We start from the raw sequence: 21,010 nt of genomic DNA, 5'->3' as shown, positions 1-21,010 counted from the left end.
GGAGTAGTCGGCCGAGGCCGACTCAGAGGCTCAACCCGAAGACCCAACCGACGAGGCCGTACATGGTCAGGGTGATCAGCACGATGGCGATGAGGTTCAACCAGAGCCCCGCCCGCACCATCTGCCCGATCCGCACATACCCGGACCCGAAGGCGATCGCGTTGGGCGGCGTCGCCACCGGCAGCATGAAGGCGCAGGTGGCGGCGAGGGCTACCGGTATGGCCAAGGTCATCACGTCCAGCCCGAGCCCGAGGGCCACCCCGCCCATGATCGGCAGGAAGGTCGCGGCGGTCGCCGTGTTGCTGGTCAGCTCGGTCAGCGCCAGCACGAGCACGGTCACCCCGGCCACCAGGAGCACCACCGGGATGGCGCCAACGCCGGCGACCTGCTCTCCGATCCACTCGCTCAGCCCGGTCGCCGAGAACTGGCTCGACAGGCTCAGACCCCCACCGAAGAGCAACAGCACGCCCCACGGGATCTCCTTGGCGGTCTGCCAGTCGAGTACCGCCACCCCCTTCCTCGGGGCGACGGGGAGGACGAAGAGGATCACCGCCACCGCCATCGCGATCACGGCGTCGATGTTGCTCGCCCCGGTGACGAGGGGCAGGAAGATCCACGAGAGGGCGGCGAGGACGAACACCGCCAGCACCATCCACTCAGCCCGGCTGACAGGGCCCAGCGCGGCGAGTTCGCGGCGGATGAGTTCGCGGCCGCCGGGGATGTTCCTGATCCGCGGGGGAAACACGAAGCGAGTCAGCACCAGCCACGCCAGCAACATGAAGACCACCGCGAGCGGAACCCCGACGAGCATCCACTGCCCGAAACCGATGTGGATGTCGTGGGAGTCGCGGAGGTAACCCACCATCAGGGTGTTGGGGGGAGTTCCGATGATGGTTCCCAGCGAGCCAATGGACGCCGCGTAGGCGATTCCCAGCATCAGCGAGGTCCCGAAGTTGGAGTCGCCCTCACCCTTTCCGAGCTGCCGGACCAGGCCGAGCACCGAGAGACCGATGGGCAGCATCATCACCGCCGTGGCTGTGTTCGAAACCCACATGGAGATGAAGCCGGTCGCCAGCATGAAGCCGCCCACCAGTCGGCGAGGACTGGTCCCGACGGCGAGCACCGTCGCCAGGGCGAGCCGCCGGTGCAGGTTCCACCGCTGCATCGCCAGCGCGAGCATGAAACCGCCCATGAACAGGAAGATGACGTCGTTGGCATAGGGACTCGCCGCGTCACCCACCTCGGCGATCCCGAGCGCGGGGAAGAGCACCAGCGGCACCAACGCGGTCGCGGGCAGTGGGATGGCCTCCGTCATCCACCACACGGCCATCAGCACGGCTACCGCCGCGGTACCGCGTCCCGCTGGGGAGAGGGAGTCGGGGAGCGCGAGGAAGGCCGCCAGCGCGAGCACGACGCCGAGCCCGAGGCCTATCCACCGCCTCCGAACCGTGGCCGGGGGTTCGGCGGCCGCGGAGATCCGCTGGTCAGCAGCCCCCGCACCGGTCTCACCCTCGGTCACGGGGACTCGCCCCCGAGACTCCTCCGCGTGGGGTTCGCGCCCGGTCTGGTCCACCCGCCACCTCCCGTGAGTCACTGAGTGCGAAAAATACCCCAGACGTGTGACTCGTACCACTTCCACCGGTGGCGACCCTCGACCCTCGCCCCGCCCAGCGCGCAGGCGCCCCTGGCCCATCGGGACGATCGCGAGGCGTTCGAGCAGGAGCCGACTGTCGACCACGGGACCAGCCGGCCGCGGAGCGGCGAGTCCACGCTCATCGTCGGCGTGGCGGGGACCCGCCAGGAACCACCGGCGCGACGGCACTCTCCCAGAAGGAGCAATCGTGAACCATCCGTGATACGGATCACTACGGACGGCGACCAGGAACCCGGCAGCGTTCCCGTGGCTAGGGCATACGCCACCGCAATCAACCGAAACGGGGCAGTAACAATTGTTACGCTCCGCATCAAATTCGGCCCGCCCTCTTGCGGTGAACCGGGGTTTACCCGTGCACTGTCATGCCATGTCACACATCACGACGGCGACCCCGCCGCCAAGTCCGCCAACCGGCGACCCGGCACCCGTCCTCCTCGCGCAGGACGGCGGAGTCCTTTCCGGCGTCGAGGACGCCATCAACAGCGTCTTCGCACCCATCGAGTCATTCACGTCGTCCATCATCTTCGCCGAGATCACGGTCTTCGGGGCCGCGTTCCCGGTCATCGTCGCCTGGCTGGTCATCGCGGCGGCGGTGTTCACCGCGTACTTCGGCCTGGTCCAGCTCGGCAAGTTCCGGCTCGCGATCCAGATCGCGCGTGGGAAGTACACGCGCAACGACGAGCCTGGGGAGATCACGCACTTCCAGGCCCTCTCCTCGGCGCTGTCGGGGACGGTCGGCCTTGGCAACATCGCGGGTGTCGGTGTGGCGGTCACGGTCGGTGGGGCCGGCGCGACGTTCTGGATGATCCTGGCCGGGTTCCTGGGCATGTGCACCAAGTTCGTCGAGTGCACCCTGGGCGTGAAGTACCGCAAGATCGACGCGGACGGCACCGTCCACGGCGGCCCCATGTACTACCTCCGCCAGGGCATCGCCGAGCGCTTCCCCAACGGCTTCGGCCGCTCGCTGGGCAAGGTGCTGGCGATCGGCGCCTCGGTGATGCTGCTGTTCTTCGCCCTCGCCGGCGGGAACATGTTCCAGGCCAACCAGACCTTCGCCCAGTTGCGTTCGGTGACCGGTGGTGAGGACGGTCTCCTCGGTGGAGGGGGAGCCGCCTTCATCTTCGGACTACTACTCGCTGGCCTCGTGGCGCTGGTCATCGTCGGTGGGATCAAGTCGATCGGCAAGGTGACCTCGCGGCTCGTGCCGACGATGGGCGTCATCTACGTGCTGGCCTGCCTCGTGGTCATCCTCGTGAACGTCAATGAGGTGCCACGCGCCTTCGGTGAGATCGTCTCCGGCGCCTTCGCCCCCGAGGGCGTCGCGGGCGGAGCGCTGGGCGTGATGATCATCGGGTTCCAGCGGGCCGCCTTCTCCAACGAGGCCGGCGTGGGGTCGGCACCGATCGCGCACGCGGCGGTCCGCACCCGCCACCCGGTCACCGAGGGGCTCGTGGCGCTGCTGGAGCCCTTCGTCGACACCGTGATCATCTGCACGATGACGGCGCTGACGATCGTGATCGCCAGCACGGACTTCTGGCACGACGCCAAGGCGGCGGTGGCTGCTGGGGCTGACAGCCCGGAGGGCGTGACGGTGACGTCCAACGCCTTCGAGACCGTGCTGCCGTGGTTCCCCTACGTCCTGATGGTCGCGGTCGCGCTGTTCGCCATCTCCACGATGATCACCTGGAGCTACTACGGCGAGAAGGCCTGGAACCACCTGTTCGGGGCGGGGCGGGTCAGCTCGGTGGTCTACCGCGCGGTCTACTGCGCCCTCATCGTGTGCGGAACGGTCCTCACACTGGGGCCGGTGCTGAACTTCGCCGACGCGGTGCTGTTCGGTGTCGCCTTCTTCAACATCCTGGGCCTCTACCTGCTCGCGCCCATCGTCAAGCGCGAGTTGAGGGACTTCCTCGGCAAGCTGAAGTCCGGGGAGATCCGACCGGTGGACCAGGACACCTCCGGGTCGTCGGCCGGCTCGCCGCCGGAGCCCTCCGATCGGGAGAAGGACGGCGTGGGCTGAGGGCGTCCCCACGCGGGGTGACACCGGGAGTTATCCACAGACACGCCCGGCCGGTGCCGAGTTCTCCACCGGATATCCCCAACTGATCCCCAGTTATCCCCAACTATCCACAGCCAGTCCACGCCAAATCCACAGTTCCGCCCCAAGTTGTCCACACAGCCTGTGGATAACTTGGGGCGGACGGCCGCCGGTTGTGGAGTTATCCACAGTCCGTGGACAACTCCACAGGGTGACGCCTTCCAGGTGACGGCGGTACCGCACGGGCGAGGCCGTCACCCGCGGTCAGCACCATCCCCGGACCGCCCAGCCGATCCGGCCGGAGTACCCGGGCTCGGTACGGGCGCACCCACGGCGGGAGCCGGCACGGCGTGCTCCACGTCGACGGTGGTCCGCAGCGGCACCTCCCGGATGCCGAGGACCGCGAACAGCGCCACCAGGGCGGCCAGCGCGGCGACGAGGAAGACCGTTCCGGTGGCGTCGCCGAACGCCGTCATCACCTCCGCCCGGACCCCCTCGGGGAGCCCCGCGAGATCCAGGGAAGCGCTCTGGCCGCCTCCCGTCCCCACCCGGGCGGCCACGCTGGCGGACAGCACGGCGCCGAGCGCCGACACGCCGGAGGCGCCTCCGAGGGATCGGAAGAAGGTGACCAGGGCCGTCGCCGATCCGAGGTCACGGGCGGGAACGGTGTTCTGCACGGCCAGGACGAGGTTCTGCGCGCACAACCCCACCCCCGCGCCCACGACGGCGAGGAACACCCCCACCAGCACCAGGTCCGTCCGGTGGTCGATCGTCGCCAACAGACCGAGCCCGACCGGCAACGCCACCGCGCCCACGAGCAGGAACCGCTTCCACCGCCCCGACCTGCTGATCAGCTGACCGGAGAGGGTGGAGGTGAACGCGAGCGACAGCACCAACGGGATCGTCATCAGCCCGGCCACGGTGGGCGAGTACCCCCTGCCCAGCTGGAAGTACTGGCCGACGAACACGGGAACTCCGAACATCGCCACCCCCGTCCCGACGCCGGCGACGACGGAGAGCGCGGTCGTCCGGTCCCGGAAGAAGCGGAGCGGGACGACCGGGTCGACCGCCCTCGCCTCCACGAGGACGGCCAGTCCGAGGAGCACCACCGCACCTCCGACCAGCAACGCCGTGGTCGGCGACGCCCAGGCGAACGACTGACCGGCCAGGGACACCCACACCAGCAGCAGGCTCACGCCTCCCACCAGCAGCGTCGCCCCGAGCCAGTCCACCCGCACCGGGCGGCGGACGGTCGGCAGGCGCAGCGTGCGGCCGATGACCACGAGCGCCGCCACCGCGACCGGGACACCCGCGAGGAAGCACCACCGCCATCCGAGCCAGGGGGTGTCGACGATGAGGCCGCCGATCAGCGGACCGCTGACCGTGCCCACGGCGAAGACCGCCCCCAGGTAACCGCTGTACCGGCCGCGTTCCCTCGGGCTGATCATCGCGGCGATGACGACCTGGACGAGGGCCTGCACGCCGCCAAGGCCGAGTCCCTGCACCGCCCGGAACCCGATCAGCATCGGCATCGACTGGGCGAGGCCGCCCAGCACCGAGCCGATCGTGAAGACGGAGAGCGCGATCTGGAGGAGCAGCTTCTTGCTGAAGAGGTCGGCGAGCTTGCCCCACACCGGGGTGGTCGCGGTCGCGCCGAGCAGGGTGGCCGTGACCACCCACGTGTACTGGGCCTGGGTGCCGCCGAGTTCGGCGGTGATGGTGGGCAGCGCGTTCGCCACGATGGTCGAGCTGAGGATGGCGACCAGCAGCGCGAGCAGCAGTCCGGAGAAGACACGCATGATCTCGCGGTGGGACATCGGGGGCTGGTCGTCCGGCCCCGGGTGCACCGCCGCGCCCGTCGCGACGACCGCCGCGTCCTGCGTCCCGCCTGACACCACCACCTGGTGCTCCCCCGAACTCTCCTCTAGTCATTAGTTGCCTTATGCAACTTTACGCTCGCGGTGGAGTGCCCACCACGCCTCTCCGGGTGAGATGGCTTACCGCGTGGATGTCCGACGCCGCGCCTCCCGCCACCGGGGCCGCGCGGGACACCGAGCACGGGAAGGCCGGAGATCGGCGCCAACCGGGGAAGGGCGCGCTCCAGGGCCGGGTCCAAGGGGCCACGACCGTGGGGCCGACCCGTGGCCGGCCGGGGTCAGGGCGACGGTGGCGCCATCTCAACCCTCGGAGGCTTCTCCCCGCCCATCCACCCCGGTCGCCGAGGAGAGACCGTCCAGCAGGACGGTGAGCCCCGCGACGAAGACCGCGTCGACCCCACGAGCCCACCCCCGCTCCGCTCGTTCCGCCCCGGCCGAGTCCCGCGTCCCGCCGCCCTGGCCCGCCGACGCGTCGCCAGCCAGGCGGACGGAGTGCGGGAACCGCTCGGCGAAGTCGGGGGCGACCTCGCGCAGCAGGGTGGAGCGGCGCGTCCACCACTCCCGGTCGGGCACCCCCGTCTCGGCGGCGGCCCGGCCCGCCTCGGCCGCCGTGCGCGCGGAACCCCGGACGTGGTGGAAGAGGGCGCTGACCGCTCCCCGCAGCACCCGCCCCGGCAGCTCGGTGGACCGGAGGAGCCCAGCAAGGGCCTCGAAGACGACCTGCTCGTGCGGCCCGAGGACCGGGCGGGCGTGCGAGACCTGGAGGACCCACGGATGACGCAGGTAGAGATCACGCAACTCGACCGCCCACTCCAGGACGCCCGACCTCCAGTCCGCCGCCTCCTCGCACGCGCCGGAGAAGTCGGCGTGCGCCTGGTCGTACATCAGGTCCACCAGCTCGGCCTTCCCCGGCACGTAGGTGTAGAGCGCCATCGCGGACCGCCCGAGCCGTTCCCCGACGGCGCGCATCGACAGTCCCGCGAGACCCTCCTCGTCCGCGAGGCCGATCGCCGCCTCGACGATCGCCGACGCGGTGAGGCTTTGCCTGGGACCCGGTGCGGACCGCGACGGCCCGCGCTCGGACCCCGCCCACAACAGCCGCATGGTCAGGTCCGCGTCTCCCCGACCTCCGATGACCGCCACCCACATCTCCTTACAACGTAATGTATTGTCGCCCGCACATCACCGTACGACGTAAAGGGATATCGGGGCCGATCGCCCCGGCGAGGAGCGCGACATGATGGGGTACAGCACCACGCACGACGGCGACCGGCTTGACCTGGAGATCACGGGGAGCGGGCCCACCGTGCTGCTCCCGGTGGACCCCACCCCGATCACCGGGGACCGGGCCGAGGAGATGCGGAGGTGGGGCGCCGACCCCGCCCTGGGGCGCGCGCTGGTCGACGGGCTGAGCGACCGCTTCCGCGTCGTCGCCTTCGACTACGAGGGCCACGTCATGGGCCGGCCCAAACCCACCACCCTGACCCCCGGGAACGTCGCGGCCGACATCCTCGCGGTCGCCGACGCGGTCGAGGCGGAGAGCTTCGCCTACTACGGCTACTCCTGGCTCGCCCTGGCCGGGCTCCAGCTCGCGATCAGGACCGACCGGCTCTCCGCGCTCGTCATGGGCGGATTCCCCGCCCTGAACGGCCCCTACGCCGAGATGCTCGAGGTCACCACGGCCGCACACCGGCGCGCCGAGGCTGGCGGCCACGACGGGCGCCAGGAGACCGACGGCGGGGGCGAACCGGACTGGGACACCGTCGAGATCTCCGCCCCGCCGGAGCGGACCCGGCAGTTCGTCACCCTGTACGAGGCCCTGACGGGCTTCGACGACCGGGCGGCTGCCGCGTCGGTGCGCTGCCCCCGGCTGTGCTTCGCCGGCGCCGCCGACACCATCGTCTACCCGGAGTCCTGGGGTGGGGTCACGGTGGACATCGCGGGCGGGCTCATGCGGGGCCGCGCCGAACTCGCGGAGGCTGGCTGGGACGTGGAGCTGCTCGACGGGCTCGACCACCTGGGCGCGATGCTGCCCCACCACGTGTTGCCCGTGGTGGCGCCCTGGCTGCGGGGGGCGCTCGCGGCCCGAGGAGACGTCCCGGTCAGAAGGCCTCGTTCAGCCGGTTGAGGAGGCGCGCCAGCTCGGTCAGGTCGGAGGTCGGCCACTCGGCGAGCTGCTCGTCCAGGCGCTCCCGCCGCCGCTCCCGAACCTCCCGGAGCCGCCGCGACCCCAGGTCGGTGAGCTGCACGCGCCGCGCGCGGCCGTCGACGGGGTCCGGCACCCGTTCGATGAGCCGCAGCTCCACCAGCTTGCTCAGCTGCCGGCTGATGGTGGACTTGTCGAGGTTGAGCAGGTCGACCACGTCGGTCCCCCTGACGGGGCCGCGCTCGGCGATCATCGACAGCGTGCCGTAGGCGGCCGGCTCCAGCTCCACGTGGATCTGCGAGGCGAGTCTGGCCGTGCTCTGCTTGGCGCGGCGGAAGAGGATGGTCAACTCGCGCTCGACACTGTCGGCCGCGGCCCCACGGGTGCCGTCGGCGCCCGTGCCCAGCCGCTCCGGCCCGTTCACGGCCATCGTCGAACCGTCCATGCGTGTCGGGTTCACCCTGGTCCCCCTCGCTCCCACCCCCTCAAGTCTGACAGACCAGGGACCGGGATGTCCGAATCGACCGGGCGAACCGGGAACGTCCGAGCGCGGGTGTGAGTACCGCCACCCGGCCGAGTCGGGAGGGCCGGTCGGCGGAGGGGGCGGCCTCACCCCGAGGCCGGCTCCGAGTGCCGTTCCGGGGCGGGGCTCCAGGGCCGCTCATCACCCTTGGCCTCGAAGTAGTCGCCACCCTTGCGCCGCGCGTCGTCGGTGCCCCAGGATCGGTCCCGTGGCACCGGCATCATCCGAGGGATGTGCTTGCGGCAGTGGACATAGGCCTCCTCGACCCGGACGACGACCCACCGTTCGGGCGTCCTGCCACGGTTGTCGTCCTCGGGCAGGTCGGAGTGCCTCGCTCGCAGTTCGGCGTCCTCGACCACGCTGGCGCGACCGTTGACATGCAGTCCGATCAGGTCCTGGACCAGGTCCAGCATGAGGATCCCCACGTGGGGGTTCTCCTCGATGTTGCCGAGGCTGGCCATGACGCCGTTGCCCCGGTACTCGGGGTAGGCGAGGTGGTGCGGGTCGAGCACCCGGATGAAACCGGGCGGGCCCGAGCGCAGCGAGGCGTCGCACTCCCCCGACCCGTCGGCGGTGGCCACGAAGGCCATCTCCATCCGGCCCACGAACCGTGCCATCTCGTCGTTCAGGCGGTCGAGCATCTGCTCCTGGTAGAAGCGCCGCGCACGCCGCTCGGTGCCGTGCCGCTCCTGGAGGACGTGTTCTCCCCGGGAACCGGGCAGGGGATGCCCGGACGAGGACACCGGCGGCGCGACCGGCCCCGGAGCGGGCGGTGCCCCCACCGGGACCACGGGGAAGGCGTGCCGCACGGTCTGTTCGGGATCGGGCGGGAGCGGTGCCACGACCGTCGCCCCGGCGCCCGACGACCCGGTTCCCGGTGCGCCTCCCCAGCCGCCCGGCCCTACCCCGGTCGGAGGAGCGTCGACGAGCTCAAGTTCGTGCAGATCGGGGTCCGCGGTACCCGTTGGCACCAGCATCTCGCGAATCACGGGCCCCACAGTGTCACGAAGACCTCTGAAGTTCCACGATCTACCCCCTACCTTCGCCCAACCGTCGCAGGCATTATGTACTCGCAGTTACATGCCGACACTCGAAGGTGGCATCAAGGACTCAGGCAACCAGAGAACGAGTTACTGTCCCCCTTGTTGGGGATCCTGACAAGGAACGGCGCGTCACGCCCGGCGCGCCGAACGACGTGGAGAAGACTGCGCCCGGACTATGACAGCGAACGCCGTGCTTAGCCCCGTGCCTCCCTCGCGACCGGAATCTGCCTCGGGGGTCAGCGCCACCGTGCGCCTGATCCGGGAAAGCTACGCGGCCGTCGAGCCGTACGCCGACGACGTGGCGAGGTTCTTCTACGGGATGCTCTTCAGCCTCGCGCCCAAGACCCGCGAGCTGTTTCCCGCCAACATGGAGGTGCAGCGGAGCAGGCTGCTTCGCGCCCTGGTGCACACGGTGCAGATGATCGACCGGCCGGACGACCTGGTGCCGTTCCTCCGCCAGCTGGGCCGCGACCACCGCAAGTTCGGGGTGATCGCCAGCCACTACGAGGCGACCGGCACCGCGTTGCTGGCGGCGATCAAGCGGTACGCCGGTCCGGTGTGGACCGACGAGGTGGAGCTCGCGTGGGCCGAGGCCTACACGATGATGGCCACCACCATGCACAACGCGGCCGAGGCGGACGAGAACCCGGCCTGGTGGAACGCCAGGGTCGTGGAGCACCAGCGGTTGAGCTGGGACCTCGCCGTGGTCCGGGTGCAGCCGCACCAGCCGGTCCCCTACCGCGCCGGTCAGTACGTCAGCGTCGAGGTCCCCCAACGGCCCCGGCTGTGGAGGTACCTGACCCCGGCCAACGCGCCCAGCGAGGACGGGACCCTCGAGTTCCACATCAGGTCGGTCCACGGCGGTTGGGTCAGCCGTTCCGTCGTCGGGCACACCCAGGTGGGTGACACCTGGCGGGTCGGTCCTCCGATGGGCCGGATGGGCGTCGACCGGGAGAACGGTCGCGACGTCCTGATGATCGCCGGTGGGACCGGACTCGCCCCCATGCGCGCGATGCTGGACGAGCTGGCCCAGTACGGCACGAACCCCCGGGTGCACCTCTTCCTCGGTGGCCGGACCATCGAGGACCTCTACGAGCTGGACAACCTGCGATACCTCGCGATGAGCAACCCCTGGCTCACCGTGGTGCCCGTCGTGGAGTCCGGCCCCGCCCGGCAGGGCACCGAACACGGCACCCTCGCGGAGGTCGTCACCCGCTACGGGGCCTGGTCGGAACGGGACGTCATGGTGTGCGGCTCCCCCGCGATGATCCGGGCCACCGTCTCCAGGATGCTGGTGGCGGGAACGCCCCTGGACCGCATCCGGTACGACCCGTTCACCCTGGACTGACCCCCGGGGTCCGGCTGGCGGGCCCTCCTCCCGCGCGGCGCTCCCCCGCCGCACGCCGGATTCCGGTGTGTTCCCGGCGGGGGCGGGGAGGGCGGGCACGCACCGGGGCACCGCGCCCCGCCGGCGAGCGGAGCTCCTGGCGCTCACGCCGCCACCCGCGCTCCCCGGCCCGCTGTCCCGACCCGGACCGGCCCCGTGGGAGCCGGTCCGCGTCCCCGACGGCAGGGGAGGATCAGCGCCGGTACGGGTAGATCCGGTCGGCGACCCGGCGCTTCGCGGCCCGGTACTCGGCGAGGGACTCGGGGCTGTACCCGCCGTGCACCGGTCGGGTGGGGATCTCGTCGAGGTCCTCGACCAGCGTCCACCCGCTGCCCAGGTCGGTCAGCGAGCGGTGCTTGGTGGCGTAGTAGTCGGGGTTGATGCTCACCGCGACACCGTTGGCGCCCACGGCCGCGCCGACCAGGTGGGGGTGGAACCGGGTCGACAACCAGGTCTGCCCGGCGGCGGCCGGCATCCCGTGGTCGAGCACCTCCGCCAGCGGGTACATCCGCACGCCAGGGAACTCGGACTCGACCAGGGCGAAGACGTCGCGGTCCACCCGCGGGATGCACTCCACGAACCCGAGCCGGTCCGGCGGGACGTCCCAGGCGCGCAGGGTCTCGGTGACGAACGCGGCGAGCGCGGGCACGCTGACCCTGAGGAGGTCGGACTGGACGCAGACCATGAACTCGCGCAGCTCGTCGTCGGTCCGGTAGAGGTGGGGGCCGAGGTCGAAGAACAGGTCGTCGCACGTGTGGCTGACCGCGCACGTCTTCTCGAGCAACCGGGCGGAGGGCGCGTCGCGGACGTCGACCACGTCGAACCGGGTGGCCAGCTCGCGGATCAGCGTCTCCCCGTGTTCGGGTGCCGGCCACAGGCCCACTCCGGTCATCGCGGTGCGGGCACCGGACCGGCGGGCGACCGAGACCATCCCGGCGAGCAGGCCGACGTGGCGTGGCCACACGCCGTTGACGTAGCCGCCGCCGATGATGTGCAGGACGTCCGCCCGGTGCGCCAGCTGGATGCCCGAGGCCCAGCGGGGAGCCATGCCCGGGTCGTTGACGGCGCGCTGGGCGAACTCGTTCACCTGCCACGGCTCCTCGCTGGGCGCCTCCCAGCACAACCGCCACAGGGTGTCGGTGAAGCGGGCCCTGGGGTGCAGGTGGCCGAGGAGCACCTGGGCCGGCCCGGGGCTGGGGCAGTCGAGCCAGACATCGGCGTCCGGCGCGACCTGCCGGAGGTGTCGCAGCCAGGCAGCGGCGATCATCTCGTCGCCGTAGTTCGGGAAGCCGGTAGTCCCGATGAGGTAGTAGAGGGCTCTGTCGCTCTCACTCATTGCGTCGAATCTCCCGTTGGACACCTGAACAGGTGAGTAGAAGTGTGCCCGACTGGGTGCATACCCCGAGGGTCGCCAGCCAGTCGTGATCGACTCGACGCTTGCCCGTGTTACCGACGGGTAATAAGCTGTTGTTACCGACGGGTAGGAGTGCCTGCCCGACCAGCACCGCCTGAGACCGGGAGCAAGGGCATGGGTCACTACAAGAGCAACGTCCGGGATCTGGAGTTCAACCTCTTCGAGGTGTTCGGGGTGCAGCGGCTGCTGGGCACCGGCCCCTTCACCGAGGCGGACGAGGAGACGAGCCGAGGCGTCCTCGAGGAACTGAACAACCTCGCCGTCGGCCCGCTCGCCGACTCGTTCGCCGTGGGGGACCGGGAAGGCACCACCTTCGACCCGGCCACCCACTCCGTGACCCTCCCCGAGGAGTTCAAGCGCTCCTTCCGGGCACTGTGGGACGGCGAGTGGTACCGGCTGAGCCTGCCCAACGAGATGGGCGGCTACGGGATCCCCCCGTCGGTCCAGTGGGCCGCCAGCGAACTCATCCTGGGCGCGAACCCGGCCGTGTACATGTACATGGCCGGCCCCAACTTCGCGTCCGTCCTCTGGGAGAACGGGACCGAGGAACAGCGCCACTGGGCACAACTGATGCTGGACCGGGGCTGGGGCGCCACGATGGTGCTCACCGAGCCGGACGCCGGCTCCGACGTCGGTGCCGGTCGCACCCGCGCCATCCGCCAGGAGGACGGCTCCTGGCACCTGGACGGGGTGAAGCGGTTCATCACCTCCGGTGACCAGGACATGACCGAGAACATCATGCACCTGGTCCTCGCCCGCCCGGAGGGCCCGGGAGTCGAGACGAAGCCGGGCACGAAGGGGCTCAGCCTCTTCCTGGTGCCCAAGTTCCTCTTCGACTCCGGGACGGGTGAGCCCGGCGAGCGCAACGGGGCCTTCGTCAGCGGCGTCGAGCACAAGCTCGGCCTCAACGTCTCGGCGACCTGCGAACTCTCCCTCGGGCAGCACGGCGTGCCGGCGAAGGGCTGGCTGCTCGGCGAGGTCCACGACGGCATCGCCCAGATGTTCCAGGTCATCGAGTACGCCAGGATGATGGTGGGCACGAAGGCCATCGCGACCCTCTCCACCGGTTACCTGAACGCGCTCGAGTACGCCAAGGAGCGGGTCCAGGGCGCCGACCTCACCCAGATGACCGACAAGACCGCCCCCGGGTACCCATCACGCGGCACCCCGACGTGCGGCGCATCCTCATGCTCCAGAAGGCCTACACCGAGGGCCTGCGGGCGGTGTACCTGTACACGGCCCACTTCCAGGACCAGATCGCCCACGGCCGTGCCACCGGGGAGGACGTGTCGCTGGCGGCCCGCGTCAACGACCTGCTGCTCCCGATCGTCAAGGGTGTCGGGTCGGAGCGGGCGTTCGAGATGCTGACGCTCTCGCTCCAGACGCTGGGCGGGTCCGGGTACCTCAGCGACTACCCCATCGAGCAGTACCTGCGGGACGCCAAGATCGACAGCCTCTACGAGGGCACCACCGCGATCCAGTCGATGGACTTCTTCTTCCGGAAGATCATCCGGGACAAGGGCCAGGCGCTCGCCCACGTCGCCACCGAGGTGCAGAACTTCCTCAACTCCGAGGGCGGCAACGGCCGGCTCAAGGAGGAGCGCGCGCTGCTCGCGCAGGCCATGGAGGACTTCCAGGGCATGCTCGGCTCGATGGTCGGGTTCCTGACCTCCTCGCAGGAGGACCAGCGCAACCTCTACAAGGTCGGGCAGAACAACGTCCGACTCCTGCTGAGCGCCGGCGACCTGCTGATCGGGTGGATGCTGCTGCGCCAGGCCGAGGTCGCGTCGACGGCCCTGGACGGCGAGGTCACCCCCCGGGACCGCGCCTTCTACGAGGGGAAGCTGGCCGTCGCCTCGTTCTTCGCCAGGAACGTCCTCCCCGAGCTGTCCGCGCGGCGCCAGGTCCTGTCGGCCACCGACAACTCGCTGATGGACGTCCCCGAGGAGGCCTTCTGACCCGCTGAGCCGTTGGCGCCCGCCGACGGCACCACCCCCAGAGGAGCGGCCCACCGGCTCCGACCTCCGCCGGGTGGGCCGCTCCTCTCCCCGGGCCGGGTCGTCCCCTCCTGGTGGCCCCACCACGCCGGTGGGCTGGGTCCGCACCGGAGACGCCCGTCGCACCGCCCACCGCCGGCGCACCGCCCCGCGCCGGCTCTCCGCTCGTCGCGTCGAGCGGCCGGGCGGCACCCGGCCGGTCACACCGGGCTCGCCCGCCGCGCCTCCCGGGGTAGCGAGCGCCCTCGCGGCCCGAGCGGGCGGCGGCTCCGCCACCCGGTCCCGGCCCCCGGGCTCAGCCCATCTCCTCCAGCTTCTTCCCCTTCGTCTCCCGTACCCACCGGAGCACGAACACGAAGGACAGGGCGGCGAACACCGCGTACATCACGTAGGTGCCGGCGAGGTTCCAGTCCCGCAGGCTGGGGAACGTCACGGTCACCAACCAGTTCGCGATCCACTGCGTGGCCGTGGCCACCGCCATCGCCGCCGCCCTGATCCGCAGCGGGAACATCTCCCCGAGCAGCACCCACACCATCACGCCCCAGGACAGCGAGAAGAAGAGCACGAAGGAACTGGCGGCCACCAGGGCGACCAGGCCCCAGCCGGGAGACAGCTCGGCGGAGTCACCGACCACGGTGGCCCGCGAGAACGCGACGGCCGCCGCCGACAGGGCCACCGTCATCCCCGCCGACCCGACCAGCAGGAGCGGCTTGCGGCCCACCCGGTCCACCAGGGCGATGGCGACGAAGGTCCCGACGATGTTCACGATCGACGTGAACAGGCTGAGCAGCAGCGAGTCGCTCTCCTCGATCCCCACCGACTGCCACAGCGACGCCGAGTAGTAGAAGATCACGTTGATGCCGACCAGCTGCTGGAAGGCGGACAACCCCATCCCGATCCAGACGATGGGCAACAGGCCGAAGCGGCCGCCGGTGAGGTCGCGCGGGGTGGGTCGACGTTCCGAACCGAGAGCGGACCGGATCTCCTCGATCCGGTCGTCCACCGTCGACTCGTCCGCGCCCTCCACCCTGGCCAGGATTCGGCGTGCCCGGCCCACGCGCCCCGTGCGCACCAGGAACCGGGGGCTTTCCGGGATCGTCAGGGTCAGCAGGAGGTAGAGCAACGCCGGAGCCAGTTCCACCCCGAGCATCCACTGCCACGCCTCCAACGGCCCCAGTTCGCCACGGGCCCCACCGGCGGCGGCCGCGATCGCGTAGTTCACCAGCTGCGAGGCGGCGATGCCGAGCACGATCGCCAACTGCTGCATCGAACCCAGGCGGCCCCGGTAGGCGGCCGGCGCTATCTCGGCGATGTAGGTCGGCGCGATCACCGAGGCGATGCCGATCGCGACGCCACCGAGCAGGCGCCACACCGTCAGGTCCCAGACCGTGAAGGGCAGGGCGGAACCCACCGCGCTCACCGCGAACAGGATCGCGGCGAGTTGCATCACCCGGATCCGGCCGTGCCGGTCAGCGAGGCCGCCGGCGACCCAGGCACCCAAGGCCGACCCCAACAGGGCGGAGGACACCGTGAACCCCACGAGCAGCGAACTGACCTCGAACCGGTCCTGGATCGCGTCCACGGCGCCGTTGATCACCGACGTGTCGTAGCCGAACAGGAAACCGCCCATCGCGGCGGCACCGGCGATCAACACCACGTAGGCGAGGTTCTCCTGCGATGTGTGACCGGCGCCCTGGCCGGTACCTCCTGCCACCATCCGGTGTGTCCCCCAGCGTTTCGGTCGGCGGAACGGTCCTGTCTGTAGCCCTCGTTACCCGCCACCGCGCGTTTCCACACCCCGGAAGTCGATCAGACCCCCGACCAGGGGTCCCGCCACCGGTCCGCGCCACCTCCGGCCAGGACGACCCGCTGGGTGGGGCGGAGACCCGGTCAGTTCAGGGGCGGGGGATGTTCCGCAGGTTGCTCCTGGCGAGCTGGATCATCCGGCCGACACCGCCGGCCAGCACCGTGCGTCCCATCGACAGGGCGAACCCGGACACCTGCTCCGCGGTGATCCTCGGGGGCATGGACAGCGCGTTCGGGTCGGTCACCACGTCCACCACGGCGGGGCCGGGACGGTCGAAGGCCTCCCGCAACGCCGCCCGCAGGTCGGTCGGTCGCTCGACGCGCACCCCGTGCGCACCGGCCGCCCTGGCGATCGCGGCGTAGTCGGTGTGCTGGGTCGCCGTGCCGTGTTCGGGCAGTCCGGCCACGAGCATCTCGAGTTTGACCATGCCCAGCGACGAGTTGTTGAACAGGACGACCTTCACCGGCAGGTCCGCGGCGACCAGCGTGAGCAGTTCGCCCAACAGCATCGAGAAGCCGCCGTCACCGGCCATCGCCACCACCTGCCGTCCGGGTTGGGCGAGCGCCGCCCCGATCGCCTGGGGCACCGCGTTGGCCATCGACCCGTGGCTGAAGGAGCCCAACAGGCGGCGGCGACCGTTCGGGCTGAGGTAGCGGGCGGCCCACACGTTGCACATCCCGGTGTCCACGGTGAACACCGCGTCATCCGAGGCCTCCTCGTCCAGCACGGACGCCGCGTACTCGGGGTGGATCGGCAGGTGGTGCTCCACGTCCTGCGTGTACGCCCCGACCACCCGCTCCAGGGCGGCGGCGTGCTTGCGCAGCGCGTTGTCCAGGAACGTCCGGTCGTGCTTCTCGGCCACCATCGGGAGCACCTGTTCGATGGTCTCCGACACCGAGCCCCAGACCCCGAGCGCCAGCGGCGCCCGCCGGCCGAGCTGCTCGGCCCGGTGGTCGACCTGCACGATCCGCACCCCGTCCGGCAGGAACGCCGGGTAGGGGAAGTCGGTGCCCAGGAGCACCAGCAGCTCGGCCTCGTGCATGGCCTCGTAGCAGGCGCCGTACCCCAGCAGCCCGCTCATGCCCACGTCGAAGGGGTTGTCGTACTGGATCCACTCCTTGCCGCGCAGGGCGTGGCCGACGGGTGCCTTCACCCGCTCCGCCAACCGCATGACGAGGTCGTGCGCGCCCTGGGTGCCCCGCCCGCAGAAGAGGGTGACCCGGCTGGCGTCGTTCAGCAGCTCGGCGAGCCTGGCCAGCTCGTCCGGCCCCGGGCGGACCTTCGGCCGCTCGGTGACCAGGGCGTGCCCGACGGGCTGCTTCGAGGCGGCCAAGCCCGCGACATCACCGGGAAGGATGATGACGGCGACCCCACCTCGGCCCACCGCGTGCTGGATCGCGATGCGGGTGACCCTGGCCAGCTGCTCGGGATCGGTGACCATCTCGCAGTAGTGGCTGCACTCGACGAACAGCCGGTCGGGGTGGGTCTCCTGGAAGTAGCCGGTGCCGATCTCGCTGGTGGGGATGTGCGAGGCGATGGCCAGGACCGGGGCCATGCTGCGGTGGGCGTCGTAGAGCCCGTTGATGAGGTGCAGGTTGCCCGGCCCGCAGCTGCCCGCGCACACCGCCAGCCGACCGGTGACCTGCGCCTCCGCCGAGGCCGCGAAGGCCCCGGACTCCTCGTGGCGGACCTGCGTCCACTCGATGCCCCGCCGACGGCGGATCCCGTCGACCACCGGGTTCAGGCTGTCGCCCACCACCCCGTAGACGCGTTCCACGCCGACCTCGCGCAGGATCTCCACGAGCTGGTCGGCCACCGTGTTCCTGGCCATCGCGGTACCTCCGTCCTGTCACCGGCGTGGAGGGCTCCCAGCCGTCCTGGCACGGCCCAGGCGCCAGCCCGCGCGGCGGCTCGTGGTTCCGGGTTCCCCCACCTTCGCCGAGGTCACGCGGGCCGGCAACAGCGCGGTCCGGCGGGGGCGGGCACGCTGCCCCGCTCGTCGCCCGCCCTCCGGTGGTGCGGGGCCGGGCGGGGTCGCCCGCCCTCGGCCGGGGCGTCCGGGCAGGGTCTCGGCGGTCGGGCTGCCCGCCGGCGTCACCCGGTGGCGGTGGAGCGCGGGGGACACCGGTGGAATACCGGGTCCCGGTCCGGGCAGCGGCCAGGTCACGGCCCCGCGCCGCTCGGCGGGCGCCTGGGTCGGCGGGGGCGCGCCGCCCCTCGTGGCTGGGGGGTGGACGACCGCTCCGTGCGGTTCGACAGGACCTGAGCGACCGGCCGCCCCGGGGCCGGTGAGGTGCGGGGCGCTCGGACTCCGCCCGGCAGGTCCCCGGGTCCGTCCTCCCCGCGTGCCCAGAGCCGACCGGGCGTGTCGGCCGCCGGCCGGGTCCGTCGGCGACCGACCCGGGCCGCCCCTCGACGCCGGCCCGGTGCCCGGCAGCCACCCGCCCGGGCCGCTGGGCGGGCGATCCCGTGGATTCCCCGGCCCTGGCCTACTCGGCTACCGTCGAGCGATGTTCGTGCGGGCGCTTCTCCTCGACCTGGACGGGACCCTCGTCGACTCGACCCCGGCCGTCGACCGGTGCTGGAAGCGCTGGTGCCAGGAACACGGCGTGGACCCGACCGGACTGGCCGATCTCCACGGACTGCGTTCGGCCGACGCGGTGGCCGCCGTGTTGCCCCCCGAGCGCGTCGCCCCGGCGCTGGAGCGGCTGGACGAGCTGGAGCTCGCCGACCTCGACGATGTCGTCGCCCTCCCCGGGGCCGCCGAGGTGCTCGCGGCGGGCGGTGGTGACCGGGCGGCGATCGTCACCTCGGCGGGTCGCGCGCTGGCCGGGAAGCGACTGGCGGCGGCGGGGCTGCGGGCCCCGCGCGTCCTGGTGACCGCCGACGACGTGACCAGGGGCAAACCTGACCCGGAGCCCTACCTCACGGCCTCGCGGCTGCTGGGCGTGCCGGCGGAGGACTGCCTCGTGGTGGAGGACGCGGCGGCCGGGGTGGCGGCGGCGCGGGCGGCTGGGATGCGGAGCGTGGGCGTGGGCACCAACCCGGACGTGGGTGCGCTGCCCGCCGACCTGGTGGTGTCCACGCTCACCGAGCTGCGGTGGGCTCGCCGGGACGGCGGGGTGGAGGTCGTCCGCCGCTGACCGTGGGCTGAGCCCGGACCGGGCCGGGTCAGGTGGCGGGAACTCGACCGGTCCGCCGTGCGGACGGTCTCCGGTGTCCGGCCGGCGCATGCCTCCGGCAGGGCGGGAGGCGCACAGGGGGTTCCCGTGGTGCCGTGGCGGACCGGCTGGTCCTCGTCGGGTGGAACACCGCCGGTTCGGGCACCAGCGTCGGCCCGTCGACGCTGGGACGAGGAACCCCACGGCGTGGACCTGCTGCGCTGGCCCCCGGATCGCGGCGTCAGCGTCAGCGGCGTTCCGGCGCGAGAGCCCACCGGGTCCGCGCGGCCTGCCGCTCCGGCCATGTGGCGGCCCCGGCCGGCGCCCGCACGTGCCCCGTGGTGGACGAGGCCCAGCGGGCAGGACGAGAACGTACCGGCTGGGACGTGGAGCGGTCAGCCACGATCGGCGTCACCGCCACGAGCGGGGTGACCGGTTCTCCAGCTCAACCTGGAGCCGAGGTCAGCACGCCACTGGGGAGGCGTACCCGCGCGCGAGGTCCCCACCACGCTCCTGCCTGTTCTGCCTCACCGCCCTGCTGGCCGGGGACGAGGTCCCATCGGATCAGGCGCATCGGGCGCACGTCGCCCTACGGGCGGTTCGCGGCGCGCCTCCACGCTGTCCGCGGGGCCCCCGAGGCCCCCCGTCCGGTCAGGACCCGTGGGTCGGGCGTGAGCCACCGCCACACCAGCGGCGAGCGGCTGACCAGCATCTGACGGGTGCGGTGGAGAACGGGGTGTCGGGCGGGTTCGACCTCCTCCCGCCCTTGATCGTCAGGAAGGCCGGACTCGGGTACAGGCGCGGGACCGGCCGCCAGCCGGTCCGGTGATGGCCAGTCCCAGGCGCGACTCGCCCAGCCGCACCGCCGTGTTCACGACAGTCCGGCTACCAGCGGTTCCATGACCGGCACCAGCTGGTCACATGCCTTCGCGGACCCCGTCACGTCGTCCTCTCCCGGCTCGAGCGGCACGGAGAAGACGACGCTGAGCATCTCGTGGAGATTGTCGGCTGCCTCGGCGGCGTAGTCGACCTGTCGTCCGACCAGGAACGCGGCACACATCGAAACACCCTGATCAGGAACCGGAGCGATGTACACATCCCGCCCGGCGACGCTGATCAGTTCACCGCCATCCGGGAGCGGGACCCACCCGAATCCCACCTCCGTCACAAGGACCGCGCCGCCCGGGAGGAAGCTCACGGCCTCGCATACGACGTCCCCGGTCCCGCGTGCCCGCAACGGCACCTCCGCCAACGTGTCGTGCAGAACCGCGACCTCGAGGCCGCCGATGACCTCACACGGATCCAGGGACAACAGGCTCCCCGGTGGAGGTACCACGGAGTGATCCGTGCCGTCTACCAGGCGGTAGGCGGCCGCGACCGCGACTTCGGAAGCCGCCACGCACAACTCCTCGCCGCTACCGACGCTCCTGTCCTCGGCCTCATGCCACATCTCGACGATGATGGCCGGCCCCCAGAAACCCAGACCAGCGTCGTCTCACACGTACCATCCGCGACGGTGTCCCAGGTAATCACGTCCAAGTCGCGCAGCACGCGAGACGCAGGGGATGGAACGAGGACTTTCTCGTCGTCGATACGCAGCGCTCCTGACACGTCCCAGTCCCCGAAAAGGCATTGCGCGATCGCGTGCGCACTCGTCTCCATGCTCAGGGAGTCGCCGTCCAGGACAGGTTCCAGGACCGACATGTCCACCAGCGCGCGAGCATCCACCAGCCGTGGTTCCGTGATCGGCGTCTCGGCGAAATCATCCTCGTGCCCCTCACCTCCCGCCTCCGAGGTGCGCTCGCTCCCCGTCGCCCCAGGCGTGGCCCCCGACTCCTCCACCGGAACGGCTTGTCCCTCGACCACACGGCTACCGCAGGCGGCCAACGAACACACCAGCAGAGCTCCGGCAACGGCTCCCACCGCTCGGCGGGTGGCTCTCCTCATCACCGCACTCCCCTTG

13 protein-coding genes and 1 pseudogene are annotated in these 21,010 nt (G+C 71.2%); 5 read left to right on the top strand and 9 right to left on the bottom strand.

Annotation, left to right across the window (positions count from 1 at the left end; genetic code table 11):
* Positions 1–22 precede the first annotated feature (22 nt).
* Complete coding sequence (locus G443_RS17120; RefSeq protein ID WP_026419731.1) at positions 23–1,477, bottom strand: SLC13 family permease; 1,455 nt, start codon at positions 1,475–1,477, stop codon at positions 23–25.
* Positions 1,478–2,021: 544 nt separating this feature from the next.
* On the opposite strand from G443_RS17120, the gene G443_RS17115 reads away from it, so the two are divergent.
* On the top strand, positions 2,022–3,674 hold the full coding sequence (locus G443_RS17115; RefSeq protein WP_026419732.1) for an alanine/glycine:cation symporter family protein: 1,653 nt from the start codon (positions 2,022–2,024) through the stop codon (positions 3,672–3,674).
* A gap of 272 nt (positions 3,675–3,946) precedes the next feature.
* Here the strand turns inward: G443_RS17115 and G443_RS17110 are convergent, their stop codons facing one another.
* Both G443_RS17110 and G443_RS17105 read right to left on the bottom strand, forming a co-directional pair.
* Positions 3,947–5,509 carry an MDR family MFS transporter gene (locus tag G443_RS17110; RefSeq protein WP_245588890.1) on the bottom strand — a complete coding sequence of 521 codons (1,563 nt, stop codon included), beginning with the start codon at positions 5,507–5,509 and terminating at the stop codon, positions 3,947–3,949.
* A 360-nt stretch (positions 5,510–5,869) separates the two neighbouring features.
* Positions 5,870–6,712, bottom strand: a complete 843-nt coding sequence (locus G443_RS17105) for a TetR/AcrR family transcriptional regulator (protein ID WP_026419734.1) — start codon at positions 6,710–6,712, stop codon at positions 5,870–5,872.
* A gap of 94 nt (positions 6,713–6,806) precedes the next feature.
* On the opposite strand from G443_RS17105, the gene G443_RS17100 reads away from it, so the two are divergent.
* Positions 6,807–7,697 carry an alpha/beta fold hydrolase gene (locus G443_RS17100; protein ID WP_245588875.1) on the top strand — a complete coding sequence of 297 codons (891 nt, stop codon included), beginning with the start codon at positions 6,807–6,809 and terminating at the stop codon, positions 7,695–7,697.
* Here G443_RS17100 and G443_RS17095 read toward each other — a convergent pair.
* Positions 7,672–8,175 carry a MarR family winged helix-turn-helix transcriptional regulator gene (locus G443_RS17095; RefSeq protein WP_245588876.1) on the bottom strand — a complete coding sequence of 168 codons (504 nt, stop codon included), beginning with the start codon at positions 8,173–8,175 and terminating at the stop codon, positions 7,672–7,674. The genes G443_RS17100 and G443_RS17095 overlap by 26 nt on opposite strands.
* Positions 8,176–8,324: 149 nt before the next feature.
* The gene (locus G443_RS17090; protein ID WP_026419737.1) at positions 8,325–9,215 is read right to left on the bottom strand and encodes a pyridoxamine 5'-phosphate oxidase family protein; all 891 of its coding nucleotides are present in this window, start codon (positions 9,213–9,215) and stop codon (positions 8,325–8,327) included.
* Positions 9,216–9,456: 241 nt separating this feature from the next.
* Here G443_RS17090 and G443_RS17085 point away from each other — a divergent pair, with 241 nt between their 5' ends.
* A complete protein-coding gene (locus tag G443_RS17085) occupies positions 9,457–10,629 on the top strand; it encodes an FAD-binding oxidoreductase (RefSeq protein ID WP_081715572.1) in 1,173 nt (390 codons plus the stop codon).
* 232 nt (positions 10,630–10,861) lie between these two features.
* Here G443_RS17085 and G443_RS17080 read toward each other — a convergent pair whose 3' ends face one another.
* On the bottom strand, positions 10,862–12,004 hold the full coding sequence (locus G443_RS17080) for a polysaccharide pyruvyl transferase family protein (RefSeq protein ID WP_026419738.1): 1,143 nt from the start codon (positions 12,002–12,004) through the stop codon (positions 10,862–10,864).
* 192 nt (positions 12,005–12,196) lie between these two features.
* Between G443_RS17080 and G443_RS17075 the strand changes: the two are divergent.
* Positions 12,197–14,040: pseudogene (locus tag G443_RS17075) on the top strand (acyl-CoA dehydrogenase).
* A gap of 334 nt (positions 14,041–14,374) precedes the next feature.
* Here G443_RS17075 and G443_RS17070 read toward each other — a convergent pair.
* Positions 14,375–15,796: a sugar porter family MFS transporter gene (locus G443_RS17070; protein ID WP_030104350.1), complete on the bottom strand. Its 1,422-nt coding sequence runs from the start codon at positions 15,794–15,796 to the stop codon at positions 14,375–14,377.
* Positions 15,797–15,974: 178 nt separating this feature from the next.
* Positions 15,975–17,717: a pyruvate dehydrogenase gene (locus G443_RS17065; RefSeq protein WP_026419741.1), complete on the bottom strand. Its 1,743-nt coding sequence runs from the start codon at positions 17,715–17,717 to the stop codon at positions 15,975–15,977.
* A gap of 679 nt (positions 17,718–18,396) precedes the next feature.
* Between G443_RS17065 and G443_RS17060 the strand changes: the two genes are divergently transcribed.
* The gene (locus tag G443_RS17060; protein WP_026419742.1) at positions 18,397–19,029 is read left to right on the top strand and encodes an HAD-IA family hydrolase; all 633 of its coding nucleotides are present in this window, start codon (positions 18,397–18,399) and stop codon (positions 19,027–19,029) included.
* An 889-nt stretch (positions 19,030–19,918) separates the two neighbouring features.
* Here G443_RS17060 and G443_RS17055 read toward each other — a convergent pair.
* The gene (locus G443_RS17055; protein ID WP_253860238.1) at positions 19,919–20,446 is read right to left on the bottom strand and encodes a hypothetical protein; all 528 of its coding nucleotides are present in this window, start codon (positions 20,444–20,446) and stop codon (positions 19,919–19,921) included.
* Positions 20,447–21,010: the final 564 nt, after the last annotated feature.

It is taken from the genome of Actinoalloteichus caeruleus DSM 43889 (assembly GCF_000429185.2).
Taxonomy (GTDB): Bacteria; Actinomycetota; Actinomycetes; order Mycobacteriales; family Pseudonocardiaceae; genus Actinoalloteichus_B; species Actinoalloteichus_B caeruleus.
The sequence above is the reverse complement of the archived record's forward strand: the minus strand, read 5'-3'. Positions and strand labels throughout refer to the sequence as shown.